Genomic DNA, 17,084 nt, shown 5'->3' on the forward strand with positions numbered 1-17,084 from the left:
CTTTGTACCTGTTTGAAAGCCTGAATCTGCTGATTCAACGTTACCTGCCTGAGGAGCAGATTAAGCGCCTCAAACAGGCATACCTCGTTGCACGTGATGCTCACGAGGGACAGACACGCTCCAGCGGTGAGCCCTACATTACTCACCCGGTTGCCGTGGCCTGCATTCTGGCGGAAATGCGTCTCGATCATGAGACGCTGATGGCAGCACTGCTGCACGACGTCATCGAAGATACCCCGGCCACCTACCAGGATATGGAACAGCTATTCGGCAAAAGCGTTGCCGAACTGGTTGAAGGCGTATCCAAGCTCGACAAGCTGAAGTTCCAGGATAAAAAAGAAGCTCAGGCGGAAAACTTCCGCAAGATGATCATGGCGATGGTGCAGGATATCCGCGTCGTGCTGATCAAGCTGGCCGACCGTACGCACAACATGCGCACTCTCGGTTCGCTGCGTCCTGACAAACGGCGGCGTATTGCACGTGAAACCCTGGAAATCTACAGCCCCCTGGCCCATCGCCTGGGTATTCACCACCTGAAAACCGAGCTGGAAGAGCTGGGTTTTGAGGCGTTGTACCCGAACCGCTATCGCGTAATCAAAGAAGTGGTGAAAGCCGCACGCGGTAACCGTAAAGAGATGATCCAGAAGATTCTCTCCGAGATCGAAGGGCGACTGACCGAGGCTGGCATTCCCTGCCGCGTCAGCGGACGGGAAAAACATCTGTATTCCATCTACCTCAAGATGCACCTGAAAGAACAGCGTTTTCATTCGATTATGGATATCTACGCGTTCCGGGTGATCGTGAAGGAAGTCGACACCTGCTACCGCGTGCTGGGCCAGGCTCACAGCCTGTACAAACCGCGTCCGGGCAGGGTCAAAGACTATATCGCCATTCCCAAGGCCAACGGCTATCAATCGCTGCACACCTCACTGATCGGCCCACATGGCGTACCGGTTGAAGTGCAGATCCGTACCGAAGATATGGATCAGATGGCCGAAATGGGGGTCGCCGCGCACTGGGCTTATAAAGAAAAAGAACAGGGCGAAACCGGCACCACCGCACAAATCCGCGCTCAGCGCTGGATGCAGAGCTTGCTGGAGCTGCAACAAAGCGCCGGCAGTTCGTTTGAATTTATCGAGAGCGTAAAATCCGATCTGTTCCCGGATGAGATTTACGTTTTCACCCCGGAAGGCCGCATTGTTGAATTGCCTGCGGGCGCAACGCCGGTCGACTTCGCCTACGCGGTGCACACCGATATCGGCCATGCCTGCGTTGGCGCACGTGTTGATCGCCAGCCATACCCGCTGTCACAGTCCTTGACCAGCGGGCAAACGGTCGAAATCATCACGGCTCCTGGTGCACGGCCTAACGCCGCCTGGCTGAACTTTGTCGTCAGCTCAAAAGCGCGCGCAAAAATCCGCCAAATGCTGAAAAACCTCAAGCGCGATGATTCAGTCGGCCTCGGCCGCCGCTTGTTAAATCATGCATTGGGCGGCAGTCGCAAACTGGCAGAGGTTCCGGCAGAAAATATCCAACACGAGTTGGATCGCATGAAACTGGCGACGCTGGACGACCTGTTGGCTGAAATCGGCTTGGGCAATGCCATGAGCGTGGTGGTAGCGAAAAACCTGCAGGGTGACCAGTCTAATCTGGGGGCCTCCTCTGGGGTTCGTAATCTGGCGATCAAGGGCTCAGACGGCGTGCTGATCACCTTCGCTAAATGCTGCCGACCTATTCCAGGCGATCCGATCATCGCCCACGTCAGCCCAGGCAAAGGCCTGGTGATCCACCATGAGTCCTGCCGAAATATCCGCGGCTACCAGAAAGAACCTGAAAAATTCATGGCGGTAGAGTGGGATCAAGACATCGAGCAGGAATTCATCGCCGAGATCAAAGTGGACATGTTTAATCATCAGGGGGCACTGGCCAACCTGACGGCAGCCATCAATGCGGCTGAGTCCAATATTCAAAGCCTGAATACCGAAGAAAAAGACGGCCGGGTTTATAGTGCATTTATCCGTTTGACCACCCGCGATCGCATCCATCTGGCAAATATTATGCGTAAAATCCGTATCATGCCGGATGTGATTAAAGTTAACCGTAACCGAAATTAGCGCTTATGAGTCCTGAACGCTATGCGCGGATTTGTGAAATGCTGGCCACCCGGCAGCCGGATTTAACCGTCTGCCTGGAACAGGTTCACAAACCGCATAACGTCTCCGCCATTATCCGCACCGCCGACGCCGTCGGCGTGCATCAGGTGCATGCCGTGTGGCCAACCCCACGCATGCGAACCCTGGTTTCCTCCGCCGCCGGCAGCAACAGTTGGGTGAATGTCAAAACCCATCCCACCATCGTCGACGCCGTGACCCATTTGAAAGATCAGGGTATGCAGATCCTGGCAACCAACCTCTCCGCCCGCGCAGTAGACTTCCGCGAGGTGGATTACACCCGCCCGACCTGCGTGCTGCTGGGCCAGGAAAAAACCGGTATTACCGAAGAAGCCCTGCGGCTTGCCGATCAGGACATCATCATTCCAATGATCGGTATGGTGCAGTCACTCAACGTGTCGGTCGCCTCAGCATTGATCCTGTACGAAGCCCAACGCCAGCGGCAAAATGCCGGTCTGTATCGCCGTGAGCACAGCATGCTCGACCAGGAAGAACAACAGCGCCTGCTGTTTGAAGGTGGTTATCCGGTGCTGGCCAACGTGGCCAAACGTAAAAGACTGCCGCGTCCGCACATTGATGAACAGGGCCAGGTGGTCGCCGATGCCGAATGGTGGGCAGCCATGCAAGCGACGGTACGCAAATGAAAGGCCGCCTGCTGGATGCTGTCCCACTCACCACACTTTCCGGCGTGGGTGCCAGCCAGGCGGGAAAACTGGCCAAAATTGGCCTGGAAACCATTCAGGATTTGCTGCTGCACCTGCCACTGCGCTACGAAGACCGCACCCGCCTCTATCCAATAAACGACCTGCAGCCAGGCATTTTTGCCACGGTGGAAGGTGAAGTACTGCGTACGGACATCAGTTTTGGCCGTCGACGTATGCTGACCTGCCAGATCAGTGACGGTACCGGCCTGCTCACCATGCGCTTCTTCAACTTCAATGCGGCGATGAAAAACAGCCTGGCAACCGGCCGTCGCGTAACCGCCTATGGTGAAGTCAAACGCGGCAATCACGGCGCAGAAATTATTCACCCGGAATACCGTATTCAGGGAGAAAGCAGCGAGGTTGAGCTGCAAGAGTCACTGACCCCGGTCTACCCAACGACTGAAGGTATCCGGCAGGCTACGCTGCGCAAGCTGACCGATCAGGCTCTGGAACTGTTGGATACCTGCGCCATCACCGAGCTGCTGCCGTCGGAACTGAGCGGTGGTTTGATGAGTCTGCCACAGGCATTGCATACCCTGCACCGCCCGCCGCCGGATATCCAGTTGGTTGATTTGGAACAGGGTAAACACCCGGCGCAAAAACGACTGATCATGGAAGAGCTGCTGGCACATAACCTCAGTATGCTGGCGGTACGCGCCGGCGCTCAGAGCTATCAGGCGCTGCCTCTGATGCCGGATGATCGGCTTAAAACACAATTTCTCGCCCAGTTACCCTTTACACCGACCGGCGCCCAAGACCGCGTGGTGGCAGATATTGAAGCCGATATGCAAAAAGGCTTCCCGATGATGCGCCTGGTACAGGGCGACGTCGGCTCCGGTAAAACGCTGGTGGCTGCACTGGCCGCGCTACGCGCTATCGCCCACGGCAAGCAGGTGGCATTAATGGCGCCTACGGAACTGCTGGCCGAACAGCATGCCAACAATTTCCGCCAGTGGTTTGAACCGCTGGGATTGGAAGTCGGCTGGCTGGCCGGCAAGCAAAAAGGCAAGGCGCGTATCGCACAGCAAGAAGCTATTGCCAGTGGTCAGGTGTCTATGGTGGTCGGCACGCACGCCATCTTCCAGGAACAGGTGAAATTTTCCGGCCTGGCACTGGTGATCATCGACGAACAGCACCGTTTTGGCGTCCACCAGCGACTGGCTCTGTGGGAAAAGGGGGAGGAGCAAGGCTTCCATGCCCATCAGTTGATCATGACAGCCACACCCATCCCACGCACGCTGGCAATGACCGCCTATGCCGATCTCGACACTTCGGTGATCGACGAGCTGCCCCCGGGCAGAACGCCGGTCACTACCGTCGCGATACCCGATACCCGGCGCGCCGATATAATCCAGCGGGTGAAAAGCGCCTGCCTGGAAGAAGGCCGGCAAGCATATTGGGTTTGCACGCTGATCGAAGAGTCTGAACTACTCGAAGCCCAGGCCGCAGAAGCCACCTGGGAAGAGCTGAAAACCGCGCTGCCGGAGCTGAAAGTCGCGTTGATACATGGCCGAATGAAAGCGCAAGAGAAGCAGGCGGTGATGCAGGCCTTTAAACAAGGCGAGCTCCAGCTGTTGGTGGCGACGACGGTGATCGAAGTCGGTGTCGACGTGCCGAATGCCAGCCTGATGATCATCGAAAACCCAGAGCGGTTAGGACTGGCACAGTTGCATCAGCTGCGTGGCCGCGTGGGCCGTGGTGCCGTGGCGTCACATTGCGTGTTGCTGTACAAAACGCCACTGAGCAAAACCGCACAGAAGCGGCTGCAGGTGCTGCGTGACAGCAATGACGGCTTCGTCATTGCCCAGCAGGATCTGGAGATCCGTGGCCCCGGGGAGCTGCTTGGCACACGCCAAACCGGCAGCGCCGAGTTTAAGGTAGCCGATTTACTACGCGATCAGGCGATGATCCCGGAAGTACAACGCGTCGCTCGTCATATCCATCAGCAATACCCGCAACATGCCCACGCCCTGATTGAACGCTGGTTACCGGAAAAAGCGCGTTACTCAAACGCCTAATTCCCTGCCAAAACAAAGGGCGCCAATCGGCGCCCTTCTGGTTTATTGCAATCTGCTAATCAACCTATCGCTGGGAACACCGGCAACAGCAGATACAGCTTAATCACAATCGCGTTGGCGATATCAATAAAGAACGCCCCCACCATCGGCACCACCAGAAACGCCAGGTGCGATGGGCCGAAGCGATCGGTAATCGCCTGCATATTGGCGATCGCCGTTGGCGTCGCGCCCATGCCGAAGCCACAGTGGCCAGCAGCCAGAACCGCCGCATCGTAGTTTTTGCCCATCACCCGGTAGGTGACGAAAATCGCGTACAGCGCCATCACCAGCGTTTGCACCGCCAGGATCGCCAACATCGGCAGCGCCAACGAAGCCAGCTCCCATAGCCGCAGGCTCATCAATGCCATGGCCAGGAACAGCGACAGGCTGACGTTCCCCAGCACCGATACCGCGCGTTCAAACACGGTATAAAAGCCGGTAAAGGCCAGGGTGTTGCTGAGGATGACGCCAACAAACAGCACGCAGACGAAGTTTGGCAGTTCAAACACCGTACCATTCAACAGGCCGGCGATAAGCTGCCCCAGACTCAGACAGATGGCGATCATGGCGATGGTTTCAATCATGACCAGCGAGGTGATCAAACGACCGCTCTCCGGCTTTTCAAAACCGCTTGGCTGGACGCTGTCATCCGGCGTGCCTTCCGGCGTGGACGAGTGTTTCACCAGATAACGCGCAACCGGGCCGCCGATCAGGCCACCCAGTACCAGCCCGAAGGTGGCACAGGCCATCGCCACTTCCGTGGCGTTTTCAAACCCGTAGCGTTCGATAAACAGCTTGCTCCAGGCCGCCCCGGTGCCATGACCACCGGACAAGGTGATGGAGCCGGCAATCAGACCCATCAGCGGATCCAGACCCAGCATTTTTGCCATGCCGATGCCGATGGCGTTCTGCACCAGCAGCAGGCCCAGCACCACAAACAGGAACACCATTAATGCCTTGCCGCCCGCACGCAATCGCGCCAGGTTGGCATTCAGACCGATGGTGGCGAAGAAGGCCAGCATCAACGGGTCTTTTAGCGACATATCGAAGCTGATTTCCCAGTTAACCAGCTTTTTCAGGGCTAACAACAGGAGCGCCACCAGCAAACCACCGGCGACAGGGGCGGGGATAGTGTATTTTCTCAACAGGGGAATGCTGGTGACACATTTGCCCCCGAGGAGCAAAACCAATGTTGCCGCGACTAACGTGCCATAAGTATCAAGATGAAACATCCAGGTACTCCATGTAAGGGGAAAGATCCAATTAAGAAATAATAAGTTATAGAAAACCGCTTAGTTTTTAAAACTTGATGAGTGCGGGATTAGAAGTAAAAAACGCTGATAACACAAGAAAAAATGAATGAAAATGCGACATAACCGGCGATAAAGCTAACATAACTTTAACGCGCAACCGTTTGCTTTTGTGGGTCAAATCATTAAAATGCCTGCTTTGCCGTTTCTGGAAATGCCACACCATGACCCTGCCATCCGCCGAGCTCGATGCCGCGCAAAAAACCTCTGCCACACCCCGTAACAGCGAGCTGATTTATCGCCTGGAAGACCGCCCACCTCTGCCGCAAACGCTGTTTGCCGCCGGTCAGCACCTGTTGGCAATGTTTGTTGCGGTGATCACCCCGGCGCTGTTGATTTGTCAGGCGTTAGGGTTACCGGCACAAGATACTCAGCACATTATCAGCATGTCGCTGTTTGCCTCCGGTCTGGCCTCGATCCTGCAAATTAAAACCTGGGGACCGGTCGGTTCTGGCCTGCTGTCCATTCAGGGCACCAGCTTTAACTTTGTCTCGCCGCTGATTATGGGCGGTCTGGCGCTGAAAAACGGCGGTGCCGACGTGCCGACCATGATGGCAGCGCTATTTGGCACGCTAATGGTCGCCTCCTGCACCGAAATCCTGTTGTCGCGCGTCCTTCACCTGGCACGCCGTATTATCACCCCGCTGGTCTCAGGCATTGTGGTGATGATTATCGGTTTATCGCTGATCCAGGTCGGGCTGACCTCCATCGGCGGCGGTTATGCCGCGATGAACGGGGGCAGCTTCGGCGCCCCTAAAAACCTGCTGCTGGCCGGTGCGGTATTATTGGTTATCATTCTGCTTAACCGTCAGCGCAACCCCTACCTGCGCGTTGCCTCACTGGTGATTGCCATGGCGGTCGGCTATCTGCTGGCCTGGGCCATGGATATGTTGCCGCAAAGCCAACCGGCTCTCGAGACGGCAGCCATAGTCATCCCAACGCCGCTCTATTACGGTCTGGGCTTTGACTGGAACCTGCTGTTACCTCTGATGTTGATCTTTATGGTCACCTCACTGGAAACCATCGGCGATATCACCGCCACCTCGGACGTGTCGGAACAGCCGGTCAGCGGTCCGCTGTATATGAAGCGCCTGAAGGGCGGCGTGTTGGCTAACGGCCTGAACTCGATGTTGTCGGCAGTATTCAACACCTTCCCCAACTCCTGCTTTGGTCAGAACAATGGCGTGATCCAACTGACCGGCGTCGCCAGCCGCTATGTCGGTTTCGTGGTGGCACTGATGCTGATCGTACTGGGGCTGTTCCCGGCGGTGGCCGGTTTCGTGCAACATATTCCCGAGCCGGTCCTGGGCGGTGCAACCCTGGTGATGTTCGGCACCATCGCCGCATCTGGCGTGCGTATCGTGTCTCGCGAACGACTGAATCGCCGCGCAATCATGATCATGGCGCTGTCTCTGGCGGTGGGGATGGGCGTTTCCCAGCAGCCTCTAATCCTGCAGTTCGCGCCGGACTGGCTGAAAACCCTGCTTTCCTCCGGCATTGCTGCCGGTGGCATCACCGCTATCGTGTTGAATCTGGTGTTCCCACACGAACACGAAAAGCCATAATCGGCCACGCTGACAGTCAAACGGCCGCTCGCGGCCGTTTTTTTATTGCCTATCAGACCATTGCACTTGAGATGCCCGGCCAATTGCGGCATAAACAGGGTATCTTTTTTGACCGACGCGGATGTAGACGATGAAATTTATCGGGAAACTGTTGCTGACGTTGCTGCTGCTGGTAGTGCTTGCCATTGCGCTGTTGTACGTCATTGGGCAAACCCGTTGGGCCGCGGGCTACTTGAGCCGCTGGGTCAGCGATAACAGTGAATATCGCCTGTCGGTAGCGAAGATCTCGCACTCGTGGGACCAACCAGGTCAAATCAGCCTGGAAGACGTTCAATTAGCGACAAAGAATCAGCCACCCTCGCTGGTCGCCAAGCGACTGGATTTAGGCCTCAGCCTGCGCCAACTTACCGAGCCGCGTTATTTCCATAGCGTAACGCTACGCGACGGTACGCTTAAGCTTCCTCAGCAAAATGCTGAATTGCCGATTCGGGCCGATGTACTGCAACTGAGCAATATGGCACTGCAAGCCAACGATGAAACCTGGCAGCTCAATGCGCAACGGGTCAATGCCGGTATTACGCCATGGCAACCGAAAAACGGTCATCCCTTGGGTGAGAACCATCAATTCCAGTTCAGCGCCGGTTCCATGACGCTGAACGGCATCCCCGCCTCTCAGGTATTGGTACAGGGCGAACTCAAACAAAACCAGTTGCTGCTCAGCAACTTCGGCGCCGACCTGGCGCAAGGTGATTTGACTGGCGTAGCCACCCGCGCCGCCAATGGCAGTTGGCAGGTAGAACGCCTGCGGCTGAGTGGCGTACGTATGCAGACACCACTGACGCTGGAACAGTTCTGGCAGCGCTTTACTGCCCTGCCGCCGATCACACTCAAACGTTTTGATCTGATCGATGCGCGGCTGGAAGGCAAAGAGTGGGCATTCAACGATCTCGATCTGTCGCTGCAAAACGTCACCTTCCAGCAGGGCGACTGGAGCAGTCCGGACGGTTCGCTGAACTTCAACGCCAGCGATTTGATCAACGGCGGCTTCCACCTGATTGACCCAATCATGAATATGCGCCTCTCGCCGGCCGGCATTGCCATTCAACAGTTCACCACCCGCTGGGAAGGCGGGCTGTTGCGCACTTCCGGCAACTGGCTGCGCGCCAATAACCGACTGCAACTCGATGAGGTGGCGGTCGCCGCGTTGGAATACACCTTGCCGAGCAACTGGCGCGGGCTGTGGCTACAAACGCTGCCACACTGGTTGGCGGAGGTATACGTCAACAAGCTGACCACCAACCGCAACCTGATCATCGATATCAACCCGGCCTTCCCTTTCCAGGTAACCGCGCTGGACGGCTACGGCAGTAACCTGCTGCTGGCACGCGACCACCAATGGGGCATCTGGTCCGGTACGCTGAACCTCAATGGCAGCGAAGCCACCTTCAACAAGATAGACGTTCGCCGCCCATCGTTGGCGCTGAACGCCAATGACGGGCAGATCAACGTCACCGATCTCAGTGCCTTTATGCCGCAGGGATTGCTGGAAGCCAAAGCCACCATCGAGCAACTGCCGGGTAAACCCTTTACGCTGTCGCTCAACGGGCGCTCGGTACCGGTGAACACCCTGCAACAATGGGGATGGCAGCAGGTACCACTGGAAGGTGACGGTAACCTGCAATTACAGTTGAAAGGTCTACTGAACAGCGACGGGCCGTTTAAGGCTTCTTTGCAGGGCCGGCTGCAGGCCACCAGCAAAAACGGGCAAACACTGGAACAACAACTGCCTTGATGGAAAGGGGCGGCCTACCCGCGTGATTTAGCGTGGTGTGCCGCCCAATAACCGATATAAGCTGAAAACCCCATCTTAAATACCCTTACTCACCTTAAAATAACCCATATTAACAGCACAGAGATAATGTCAGTGGCATTATGACGCCCTACTTACCATTGATATAATTTCCATATTAATAATAAAAAACATGAATTTTTATATTTCTTAATAAAAGCAATATAAAAATTAACGTATATATTTGTCTCCTTTTAAATTTCTAGCCATCAGGGGACAATCTATTTAATTGTCATTATTTATAAATATACCCCTGCCTGAGTTCTTATATAAAGAAAAAATTAGAGGCTATTATGAGAAAGTCATTACTTCTTACCCTACTTGCTATCTATTCAGTTAATGGCATGGCCAAGGCGGACTTTTATGCCGGCGAAAACATCGATTACTCGTCAGTCGTGATTAAATTAAGTGACCAGGGTCTGAAGGATATAGGCGAAGGCATACAAAGCAGGAATGGCGGGCAAAGCCTGTCGCTGTACGGCAGTGACGGGATTGAGATGAGGTTTGAAAAGCTGTTTAAGGAGACCCAACGCAGCTCACTGATCGGCCGTGCCGGCAATGCTAATGGCTTAAACAAGTATTTTGTGGTGAAAATTCCTGACGAAAAATCCAACGATGTCGAATACATAAACAATATCGTCAGAATGTTTGAAAATGATAAAGATATCGATGTTATTTATCCTGCAGCCAAACCAGCATCCATGGATGAATACGTCAGCGCATCTGGAGAGCTTCGCCATTTCTCATTAGACGATAATAAACCTTCATTACCCGAGCGCAACACCCGTCACGTTCCCTCCTTTGTCGATATGCAAGATTATCTTAAAGCGCCTGATGAACCACGAGCCGGTTATGCTCTGGGGGGCGTCAATGCGTTAAATGCACACAAGCATTATCCTGGCGCTAAAGGTGAAGGGGTAACGGTGATGTCCAACGAAAACGGACGTTGGAATAACGATCATATAGACCTGCCAAGAGCCATTTTCTCAATCGGCGAAGATATTGCAGCCTCTCGTTATCACGATACGATGTCTCTGGGTATTATGGCCGGAAAAGACAACGACTTTGGCGTATTGGGCATTGCCCATCAGGCTCAATTTGCCTATGTAGCCTGGCAAGTCTCTAATTTTGTAGATGGAATAAACTTACTAAAAGCAGGGGATGTAATCCAGGTTGGTCAGCAAAGATTAACATCTCTTATTCCAGCTTCTACATGCCGGTCTGGTAATTGTTTTGTGCCGGTAGAAATTGAGCAGGCCTGGTTTGATGCGATTAAGACCGCTACTGACAGCGGCATTCACGTCATTATGGCCGCAGGTAATGGTAACGTAAATCTTGATCACCCGGTTTTCCAGGGGAGATTTGATCGTAGCATCAGGGATTCTGGCGCCATTATTGTCGGAGCCGTTTGTGGGGACGATGGCAAAAAGGCCATATTCAGCACTTATGGTTCCAGAATCGATAGCGCAAGCTGGGGTTGCTGGGACATTGTCACTACCACAGTAGACTATAAAGCCAACCTATGGGCTGAACCTAATGCGCAATATACCCAAGCATACTCAGGCACTTCAGCGGCTAATCCCATTATCGCCGGGGCTGCCGCCAGCCTGTCGGGGATAGCGAAACAATACGGCAGGTTACTCACACCAAGGCACCTGCGTAAGCTACTGACCGAAACCGGCACCCCATTGGTGGATACCCATCAGCCGGTTGGCACCCAGCCTGATTTAATGAAGGCGGCGGAAAAAATGCTGGACGAAACCCCGGTAAATGAAGACCTGACGATTTCTAATTTGCGGACGGAAATCATCCAACAAGGGCGTTCAATCCTGAGTTTTGGTGCCCAGGCGGAAGGAAGCATGACGCTGGAAGCTGAAGTCACGGATCAACAAGGTAATAAAAAAGGCGTTGTTAAACAGAAAATTGAAAACGACAGCGTCACCGTGCAAATCCCTCTGACCGACGTTACCGCGGGTAAGTATTCATTAAGATATAAGGCCGGCAATGAGAAAGGGGAGACGGTTAAACAGGAAACGCTGAGCTTTACACTGGCTGATGCCTCATCGGCAGCCCCCTGGGACAGTAACAAGGCCTATGACAAGCTCTGCAGTACCGTGGCCTATGACGGCAAAGAGTGGCAGAACGGTTGGTGGACCCGAGGCGATGTGCCCGGTGCTGCCGGTGAATGGGGCGTATGGCGCGTAAAAGGCGCGGCTAACATGCACCCTGGCTGCTAACCGCTAACCCATCGAGAGTTACCTGTTTGTAGAAACCACCGGCCTCGTACAAACCAGGTAACTCTTTTACTAATGCCGTCAGGCAATCGCCTCGCAACCACCCTGGTCCAGGGGCACTTCCGGCTCGGCGGGCAGCACCATATAAGTCCCTTCAAACACCGCGCCTCTGTCATCGTCTCCGAACAGGTGGACTTCCGCCTGTACTCGAGCACGGCGGCCGCGTGCCAGACGCGCCAAATCACCGCTCAACGAACTGAGATCCGCCACTGCCCGCGGTCGGCCGGTGATCGGCTTGCTGTAACGGATATGCGCATCGGCCAGAATAATGGTGCCGCCCAAATGGCGCTCACGCAGCAACAACCAGATTAATCCCCAGGCGGTCAAGGTCGCCAGCGAAAACAGGCTACCGGCAAACAGCGTATGGTGCGGGTTCTGGTTGCCGATCTCCGGCATGGTGGTGACAAAGCGTTGACCCGTGTATTGGCTGATACGCACACCCATTTTCTCACTGAGCGGGATATGATCGTACCAGGCCTGCTGCAGCTGTCCGCACCAGTCGGGGCGATGCAGAATGTCGTCCAGCGTCGCCACGGGTTTGATCATCAGGAAGTGACGAATCGGCGTGGTCTGCGGAGCGGTGATCTCACCCTGATTGACGAAGCCCAGTTTGGCAAAGAAATCCACCGCATCTTCACGGGCGCTACACACCACCCGCTTTACGCTTTCCTGGCGTGCCACGGACTCCAGGGTCATGGCCACCAGCGTACCCAGGCCCTTGTCCTGCACCGTCGGGTCTACCGCCAGAAAACGAATCGCCGCCTCGTTGTCCGCATTGATATACAGCCGCCCAATAGCGACAATTTTCCCGCCCTCGTCCACCACCATTTGGTGATGCGCCATGGCGTCATAGGCATCCTTTTCCGACCCCACCGGCTGGTGCAGCGGCTTGCGCAGCATTTCCCAGCGGAACTGGTAATAATCCTTCAGTTCTTGTTCTGTTACCGGTACTCGTAGGTGATACATAGACGCTTTCTCTCTCAGAATACTTAGACTTGAAGCCAAAACGTCACTGGCCCGTCGTTCACCAGCGCAACTTTCATATCGGCCGCAAACTCACCGGTTTGGGTTTCTATGCCGCGCTCGCGGCACTGGCCAACAAAATATTGGTACAACCGGTCGGCCTCCTGCGGTACCGCACCTCGAGAGCAGCTCGGACGCATCCCCTTTTGCGTGTCGGCCACCAGCGTGAACTGCGAGACCACCAGCAGGCTGCCCCCTGCCTGTTGGACATTGAGATTCATCTTGTCGTTCTCATCGCCAAAGATGCGGTATCCCAGTACACGCTCACATAGGCGAACGGCCTTCTGCTCGTTATCGTCCTGTTCCACGCCCAATAACACTAACAAACCTGGACCGATGTTGCCTACTGTCTGACCTTCGACCGTGACGCTGGCATTTAATACCCGTTGAATTAACGCAATCATAACTGCCCTTCTGGTGGCTGATCCTGTTGTTCCGCCTTCTGTTGGCGGTAGTCGCGGTATTCCCCAATGGTCACCGTGATTTCCGCACCGAGTAACACGATACACCAGCTCCAGTAGACCCAGAGGAATAAAATGGGGATCACCGCCAGCACGCCGTAAATCAGCTGGTAAGACGGGAACATGGTGATGTACAAGGCAAAACCCTTCTTGCCCAGCTCAAACAGCACCCCGGCCACCAGCGCACCGATCAGTGCATCCTTGGGTGGCACCCGCACCGTCGGCACAATGCAATACAGCAGCCAGAAGGATATCCATGACAGGATCAGCGGAAATATACGCAGTACCTGATCCACCAGGCTGTTGACACCGCTCTGCGCCAACCAGTTGAGCGACAGCAGATAGGAGCTGATCGCCATGCTGGCCCCCACCAACAGCGGGCCCAGGGTCAGTACCATCCAGTACACCGCGAAAGAAAACACGATTGGACGCTTATTTTTGCTGCGCCAGATGGTATTGAGCACGCTGTCCACCGAGGAGATCAACAACAGCGCGGTGACAATCAGCCCGCAAGTGCCGACGGCGGTCATCTTGTTGGAGTTGGCGACAAACTGCTCCAGATAATTTTGAATCACGTTGCCGGCGGCCGGCATGAAGTTGGAGAAGATAAAGCTCTTCAGTTGGACACTGATATCGGAGAACATCGGGAAGGCGGCAAACAGTGCGAACACCACGGTCACCAGTGGCACCAGCGACAGTAGGGAAACGTAAGCCAAATGGCCTGCCAGCATAGTCAGGCCATCGCTGTCGATGCGTTTGATCAGCAGCCGCCCAAAGGTGACGCCGGGTTTGATCGCAGAAGGCAGCTTCTTGCGGCGGAAAAATGACATAGCCACTCCTTGATGTCAGTTTGTACGCCTTAAGCTTAACCCTTTGCGGTCATTGGGCAAAATAAGCCGGCACCACGTCAGGATCGGTCACGTGCACCCCTTTAATCCCCAGAGCTTCAGCCGCGGCTACATTAGCCGCCACATCATCAAAAAACACGGCCTGGTCCGGCGGGGTATTTTCTGCGTTAAGAACGTGCTGATAGATGTTGGCGTCCGGTTTGCGCATACCGATGTCCTGAGACAGGTACAGATGATCGGCGGCTTCCGCCACTTGCGGGTAGTGTTGCGGCCAGTAATTGCAGTGCAGGCGGTTGGTGTTCGACAGCACCACGACACGGTGACCTTCGCTACGCAGACGTTTCATGATGTCGATCACTTCCGGGCGCAGGGCGACAAACACCGCCTGCCAACCGGTAGCGAACTGTTCGAAACTCAGAGCGATGCCCATCTCTTCACTCAGTTGCCCGGCAAAATCTTCATCGCTGATTTCACCGCGCTCATGCTGTTGGAACAATTCGCCCATGGTGAAACGTTCGGACAAGACCGCCAGCGGCGTACCGCTTAAATTGCTCCATACACCCAGTACACGTTTGAAATCGATATCGACGATCACATTACCTAAATCAAAGATATACAGCATAGTCCTCTCCTGATGGGCCGGTGAGATTTTACTGTAGCGGGAAAAACAGAGGCTGAATAGAGAGCAGGTGGAAAAGCGTATAGCACGCGGCAGAAATGGGAAAAGACAGAGGAAAAAACTCAGGGCGCTGGACGCGCCCTAAGTGTTGCAGACTAAATCAGCGATTAAGCTTCTTTAGGACCGCGGCTTGCACGCTTACGATCGTTTTCAGTCAGGTGACGTTTACGAATACGTACGGACGTTGGCGTAACTTCTACCAGTTCGTCATCATCGATGAATTCCAGAGCTTGCTCCAGGGACATCTTGATAGCCGGAACCAGGGTAGTCGCTTCGTCAGTACCGGAAGCACGCATGTTGGTCAGCTTCTTACCGGTCAGGCAGTTCACGGTCAGGTCGTTAGAACGTGAGTGAATACCGATGATCTGGCCTTCATACACTTCTGCACCGTGACCCAGGAACAGCTTGCCGCGATCTTGCAGACCGAACAGGGCGAATGCTACTGCCTTGCCCTGGCCGTTAGAGATCAGCACGCCGTTCTGGCGCTGGCCGATTTCACCCTGGCGCACGTCATCGTAGTGGCTGAAGGTGGAGTACAGCAGACCGGTACCGGAAGTCATGGTCATGAACTCAGTACGGAAACCGATCAGGCCACGCGCAGGGATCAGGTAATCCAGGCGAATACGACCTTTGCCGTCTGGGATCATGTCCTTAACGTCACCTTTACGCTCACCCATGGCTTGCATGACTGAACCCTGGTGCTGTTCTTCGATATCCAGCGTCACGTTTTCGAATGGCTCTTGCATGCGGCCATCGATTTTACGGTTGATAACTTTAGGACGGGAAACCGCCAGCTCGAAACCTTCACGACGCATGTTTTCGATCAGAACCGACAGGTGAAGTTCACCACGGCCAGATACGCGGAATGCATCAGCATCTTCGGTTTCTTCAACACGCAGTGCCACGTTGTGCACCAGCTCTTTGTTCAGACGGTCGAGGATCTGACGTGAAGTCACGTACTTGCCTTCTTTACCACAGAACGGAGAGGTGTTGACGTTGAAGTACATGGTTACCGTCGGTTCATCAACAGACAGTGCCGGCAGCGCTTCAACCGCGTTCACATCACAGATGGTGTCAGAGATGTTCAGCTCGCCCAGACCGGTGATAGCGATGATGTCACCCGCTTCAGCGATAGGCGCTTCGATACGCTCCAGACCCATGTGGGTCAGAACCTTGGCAACTTTACCGTTACGGGTTTTGCCTTCGCTATCAATGATAGTGATCTGTTGGTTCGGCTTGACCTTACCACGCTTGATACGGCCGATGCCGATAACGCCCACGTAGTTGTTGTAGTCCAGCTGAGAGATCTGCATCTGGAACGGTGCTTCGAGCTCAACCTGCGGTGCAGACACGTGGTCTACGATCGCCTGATACAGCGGGGTCATGTCTTCCGCCATCTCGTTGTGGTCAGTACCCGCGATCCCCATCAGTGCAGAAGCATAGATGATTGGGAAGTCGAGCTGCTCGTCGGTCGCGTCGAGGTTAACGAACAGGTCGAAGACCTGATCAACAACCCAATCAGGACGTGCGCCCGGACGGTCAACCTTGTTGATTACCACGATCGGCTTCAGACCATTAGCAAACGCTTTTTTGGTCACGAAGCGGGTTTGCGGCATTGGGCCATCCATTGCATCCACAACCAGCAGCACCGAGTCAACCATTGACATCACACGCTCAACCTCACCGCCGAAGTCGGCGTGTCCTGGGGTATCCACGATGTTGATGCGGTAGTCTTTCCAATTAATGGCGGTGTTTTTAGCGAGGATGGTAATCCCACGCTCTTTCTCCAAATCGTTGGAGTCCATTACGCGTTCGGTGGCTTCTACACGCTCTCCGAAAGTACCGGATTGTTGCAGCAGCTTATCAACCAGGGTGGTCTTACCATGGTCAACGTGGGCAATAATGGCGATGTTACGCAAATTTTCGATCACAGCTTTGCCTCAGGCATTAGAAATAGCGCGCTATTGTACACGTATTAAGCGAGGGACTAAACAAGATCACAACAGTCTCTTATAAACAACTGTGTACAGGTCAGTATGTGATCCCTTTCACGGTGCAAAAAGCAGCATCTGGTGCACTTTTGCACCATTACAGTGCTCCACCACGCATTGATTGCACCATTT

General features: G+C 54.6%; 12 protein-coding genes. 6 read left to right on the top strand and 6 right to left on the bottom strand.

Going from position 1 to position 17,084, the window contains the following annotated elements:
* The first annotated feature begins 2 nt into the window (after positions 1 to 2).
* Genes spoT through recG form a run of 3 tightly spaced genes read left to right on the top strand, consistent with a single transcriptional unit; the run spans position 3 to position 4,893 of the window.
* Positions 3 to 2,114, top strand: coding sequence for a bifunctional GTP diphosphokinase/guanosine-3',5'-bis pyrophosphate 3'-pyrophosphohydrolase (gene spoT, locus M2406_RS25725; protein WP_012147537.1), 2,112 nt, complete (start codon positions 3 to 5; stop codon positions 2,112 to 2,114).
* A 5-nt stretch (positions 2,115 to 2,119) separates the two neighbouring features.
* Positions 2,120 to 2,815, top strand: coding sequence for a tRNA (guanosine(18)-2'-O)-methyltransferase TrmH (gene trmH / locus M2406_RS25730; protein WP_012147538.1), 696 nt, complete (start codon positions 2,120 to 2,122; stop codon positions 2,813 to 2,815).
* The gene (gene recG, locus M2406_RS25735) at positions 2,812 to 4,893 is read left to right on the top strand and encodes an ATP-dependent DNA helicase RecG (protein WP_012147539.1); all 2,082 of its coding nucleotides are present in this window, start codon (positions 2,812 to 2,814) and stop codon (positions 4,891 to 4,893) included. The genes trmH and recG overlap by 4 nt, the downstream gene beginning before the upstream one ends.
* Before the next feature lie 59 nt (positions 4,894 to 4,952).
* Here the strand turns inward: recG and gltS are convergent, their stop codons facing one another.
* Positions 4,953 to 6,164 carry a sodium/glutamate symporter gene (gene gltS / locus M2406_RS25740; protein ID WP_017894460.1) on the bottom strand — a complete coding sequence of 404 codons (1,212 nt, stop codon included), beginning with the start codon at positions 6,162 to 6,164 and terminating at the stop codon, positions 4,953 to 4,955.
* 242 nt (positions 6,165 to 6,406) lie between these two features.
* Here gltS and M2406_RS25745 point away from each other — a divergent pair, with 242 nt between their 5' ends.
* The 3 genes from M2406_RS25745 to M2406_RS25755 all read left to right on the top strand — a co-directional run bounded on the left by M2406_RS25745 (position 6,407) and on the right by M2406_RS25755 (position 11,893).
* Entirely contained in the window at positions 6,407 to 7,807 is a 1,401-nt protein-coding gene (locus M2406_RS25745) for an NCS2 family protein (RefSeq protein WP_012147541.1), read from the top strand.
* A 130-nt stretch (positions 7,808 to 7,937) separates the two neighbouring features.
* Complete coding sequence (locus M2406_RS25750) at positions 7,938 to 9,599, top strand: AsmA family protein (RefSeq protein WP_259191883.1); 1,662 nt, start codon at positions 7,938 to 7,940, stop codon at positions 9,597 to 9,599.
* A 350-nt stretch (positions 9,600 to 9,949) separates the two neighbouring features.
* Entirely contained in the window at positions 9,950 to 11,893 is a 1,944-nt protein-coding gene (locus M2406_RS25755) for a S8 family serine peptidase (protein ID WP_259191884.1), read from the top strand.
* A 78-nt stretch (positions 11,894 to 11,971) separates the two neighbouring features.
* Here M2406_RS25755 and fabY read toward each other — a convergent pair whose 3' ends face one another.
* The 5 genes from fabY to typA form a co-directional block, all read right to left on the bottom strand.
* Entirely contained in the window at positions 11,972 to 12,916 is a 945-nt protein-coding gene (gene fabY, locus M2406_RS25760) for a fatty acid biosynthesis protein FabY (protein ID WP_012147544.1), read from the bottom strand.
* Between the two features lie 23 nt (positions 12,917 to 12,939).
* Complete coding sequence (gene dtd / locus M2406_RS25765; protein ID WP_259191886.1) at positions 12,940 to 13,377, bottom strand: D-aminoacyl-tRNA deacylase; 438 nt, start codon at positions 13,375 to 13,377, stop codon at positions 12,940 to 12,942.
* Positions 13,374 to 14,264 carry a virulence factor BrkB family protein gene (locus M2406_RS25770; protein ID WP_218218219.1) on the bottom strand — a complete coding sequence of 297 codons (891 nt, stop codon included), beginning with the start codon at positions 14,262 to 14,264 and terminating at the stop codon, positions 13,374 to 13,376. The genes dtd and M2406_RS25770 overlap by 4 nt, the downstream gene beginning before the upstream one ends.
* Positions 14,265 to 14,313: 49 nt before the next feature.
* Positions 14,314 to 14,904 (bottom strand): glucose-1-phosphatase, encoded by a 591-nt coding sequence (gene yihX, locus M2406_RS25775; protein WP_012147547.1) that lies wholly within the window; start codon positions 14,902 to 14,904, stop codon positions 14,314 to 14,316.
* Between the two features lie 164 nt (positions 14,905 to 15,068).
* Complete coding sequence (typA, locus tag M2406_RS25780) at positions 15,069 to 16,892, bottom strand: ribosome-dependent GTPase TypA (protein WP_012147548.1); 1,824 nt, start codon at positions 16,890 to 16,892, stop codon at positions 15,069 to 15,071.
* Positions 16,893 to 17,084: the final 192 nt, after the last annotated feature.

Origin of the sequence: Serratia sp. BIGb0163 (assembly GCF_024809935.1) — a bacterium.
GTDB lineage: Bacteria > Pseudomonadota > Gammaproteobacteria > Enterobacterales > Enterobacteriaceae > Serratia > Serratia quinivorans.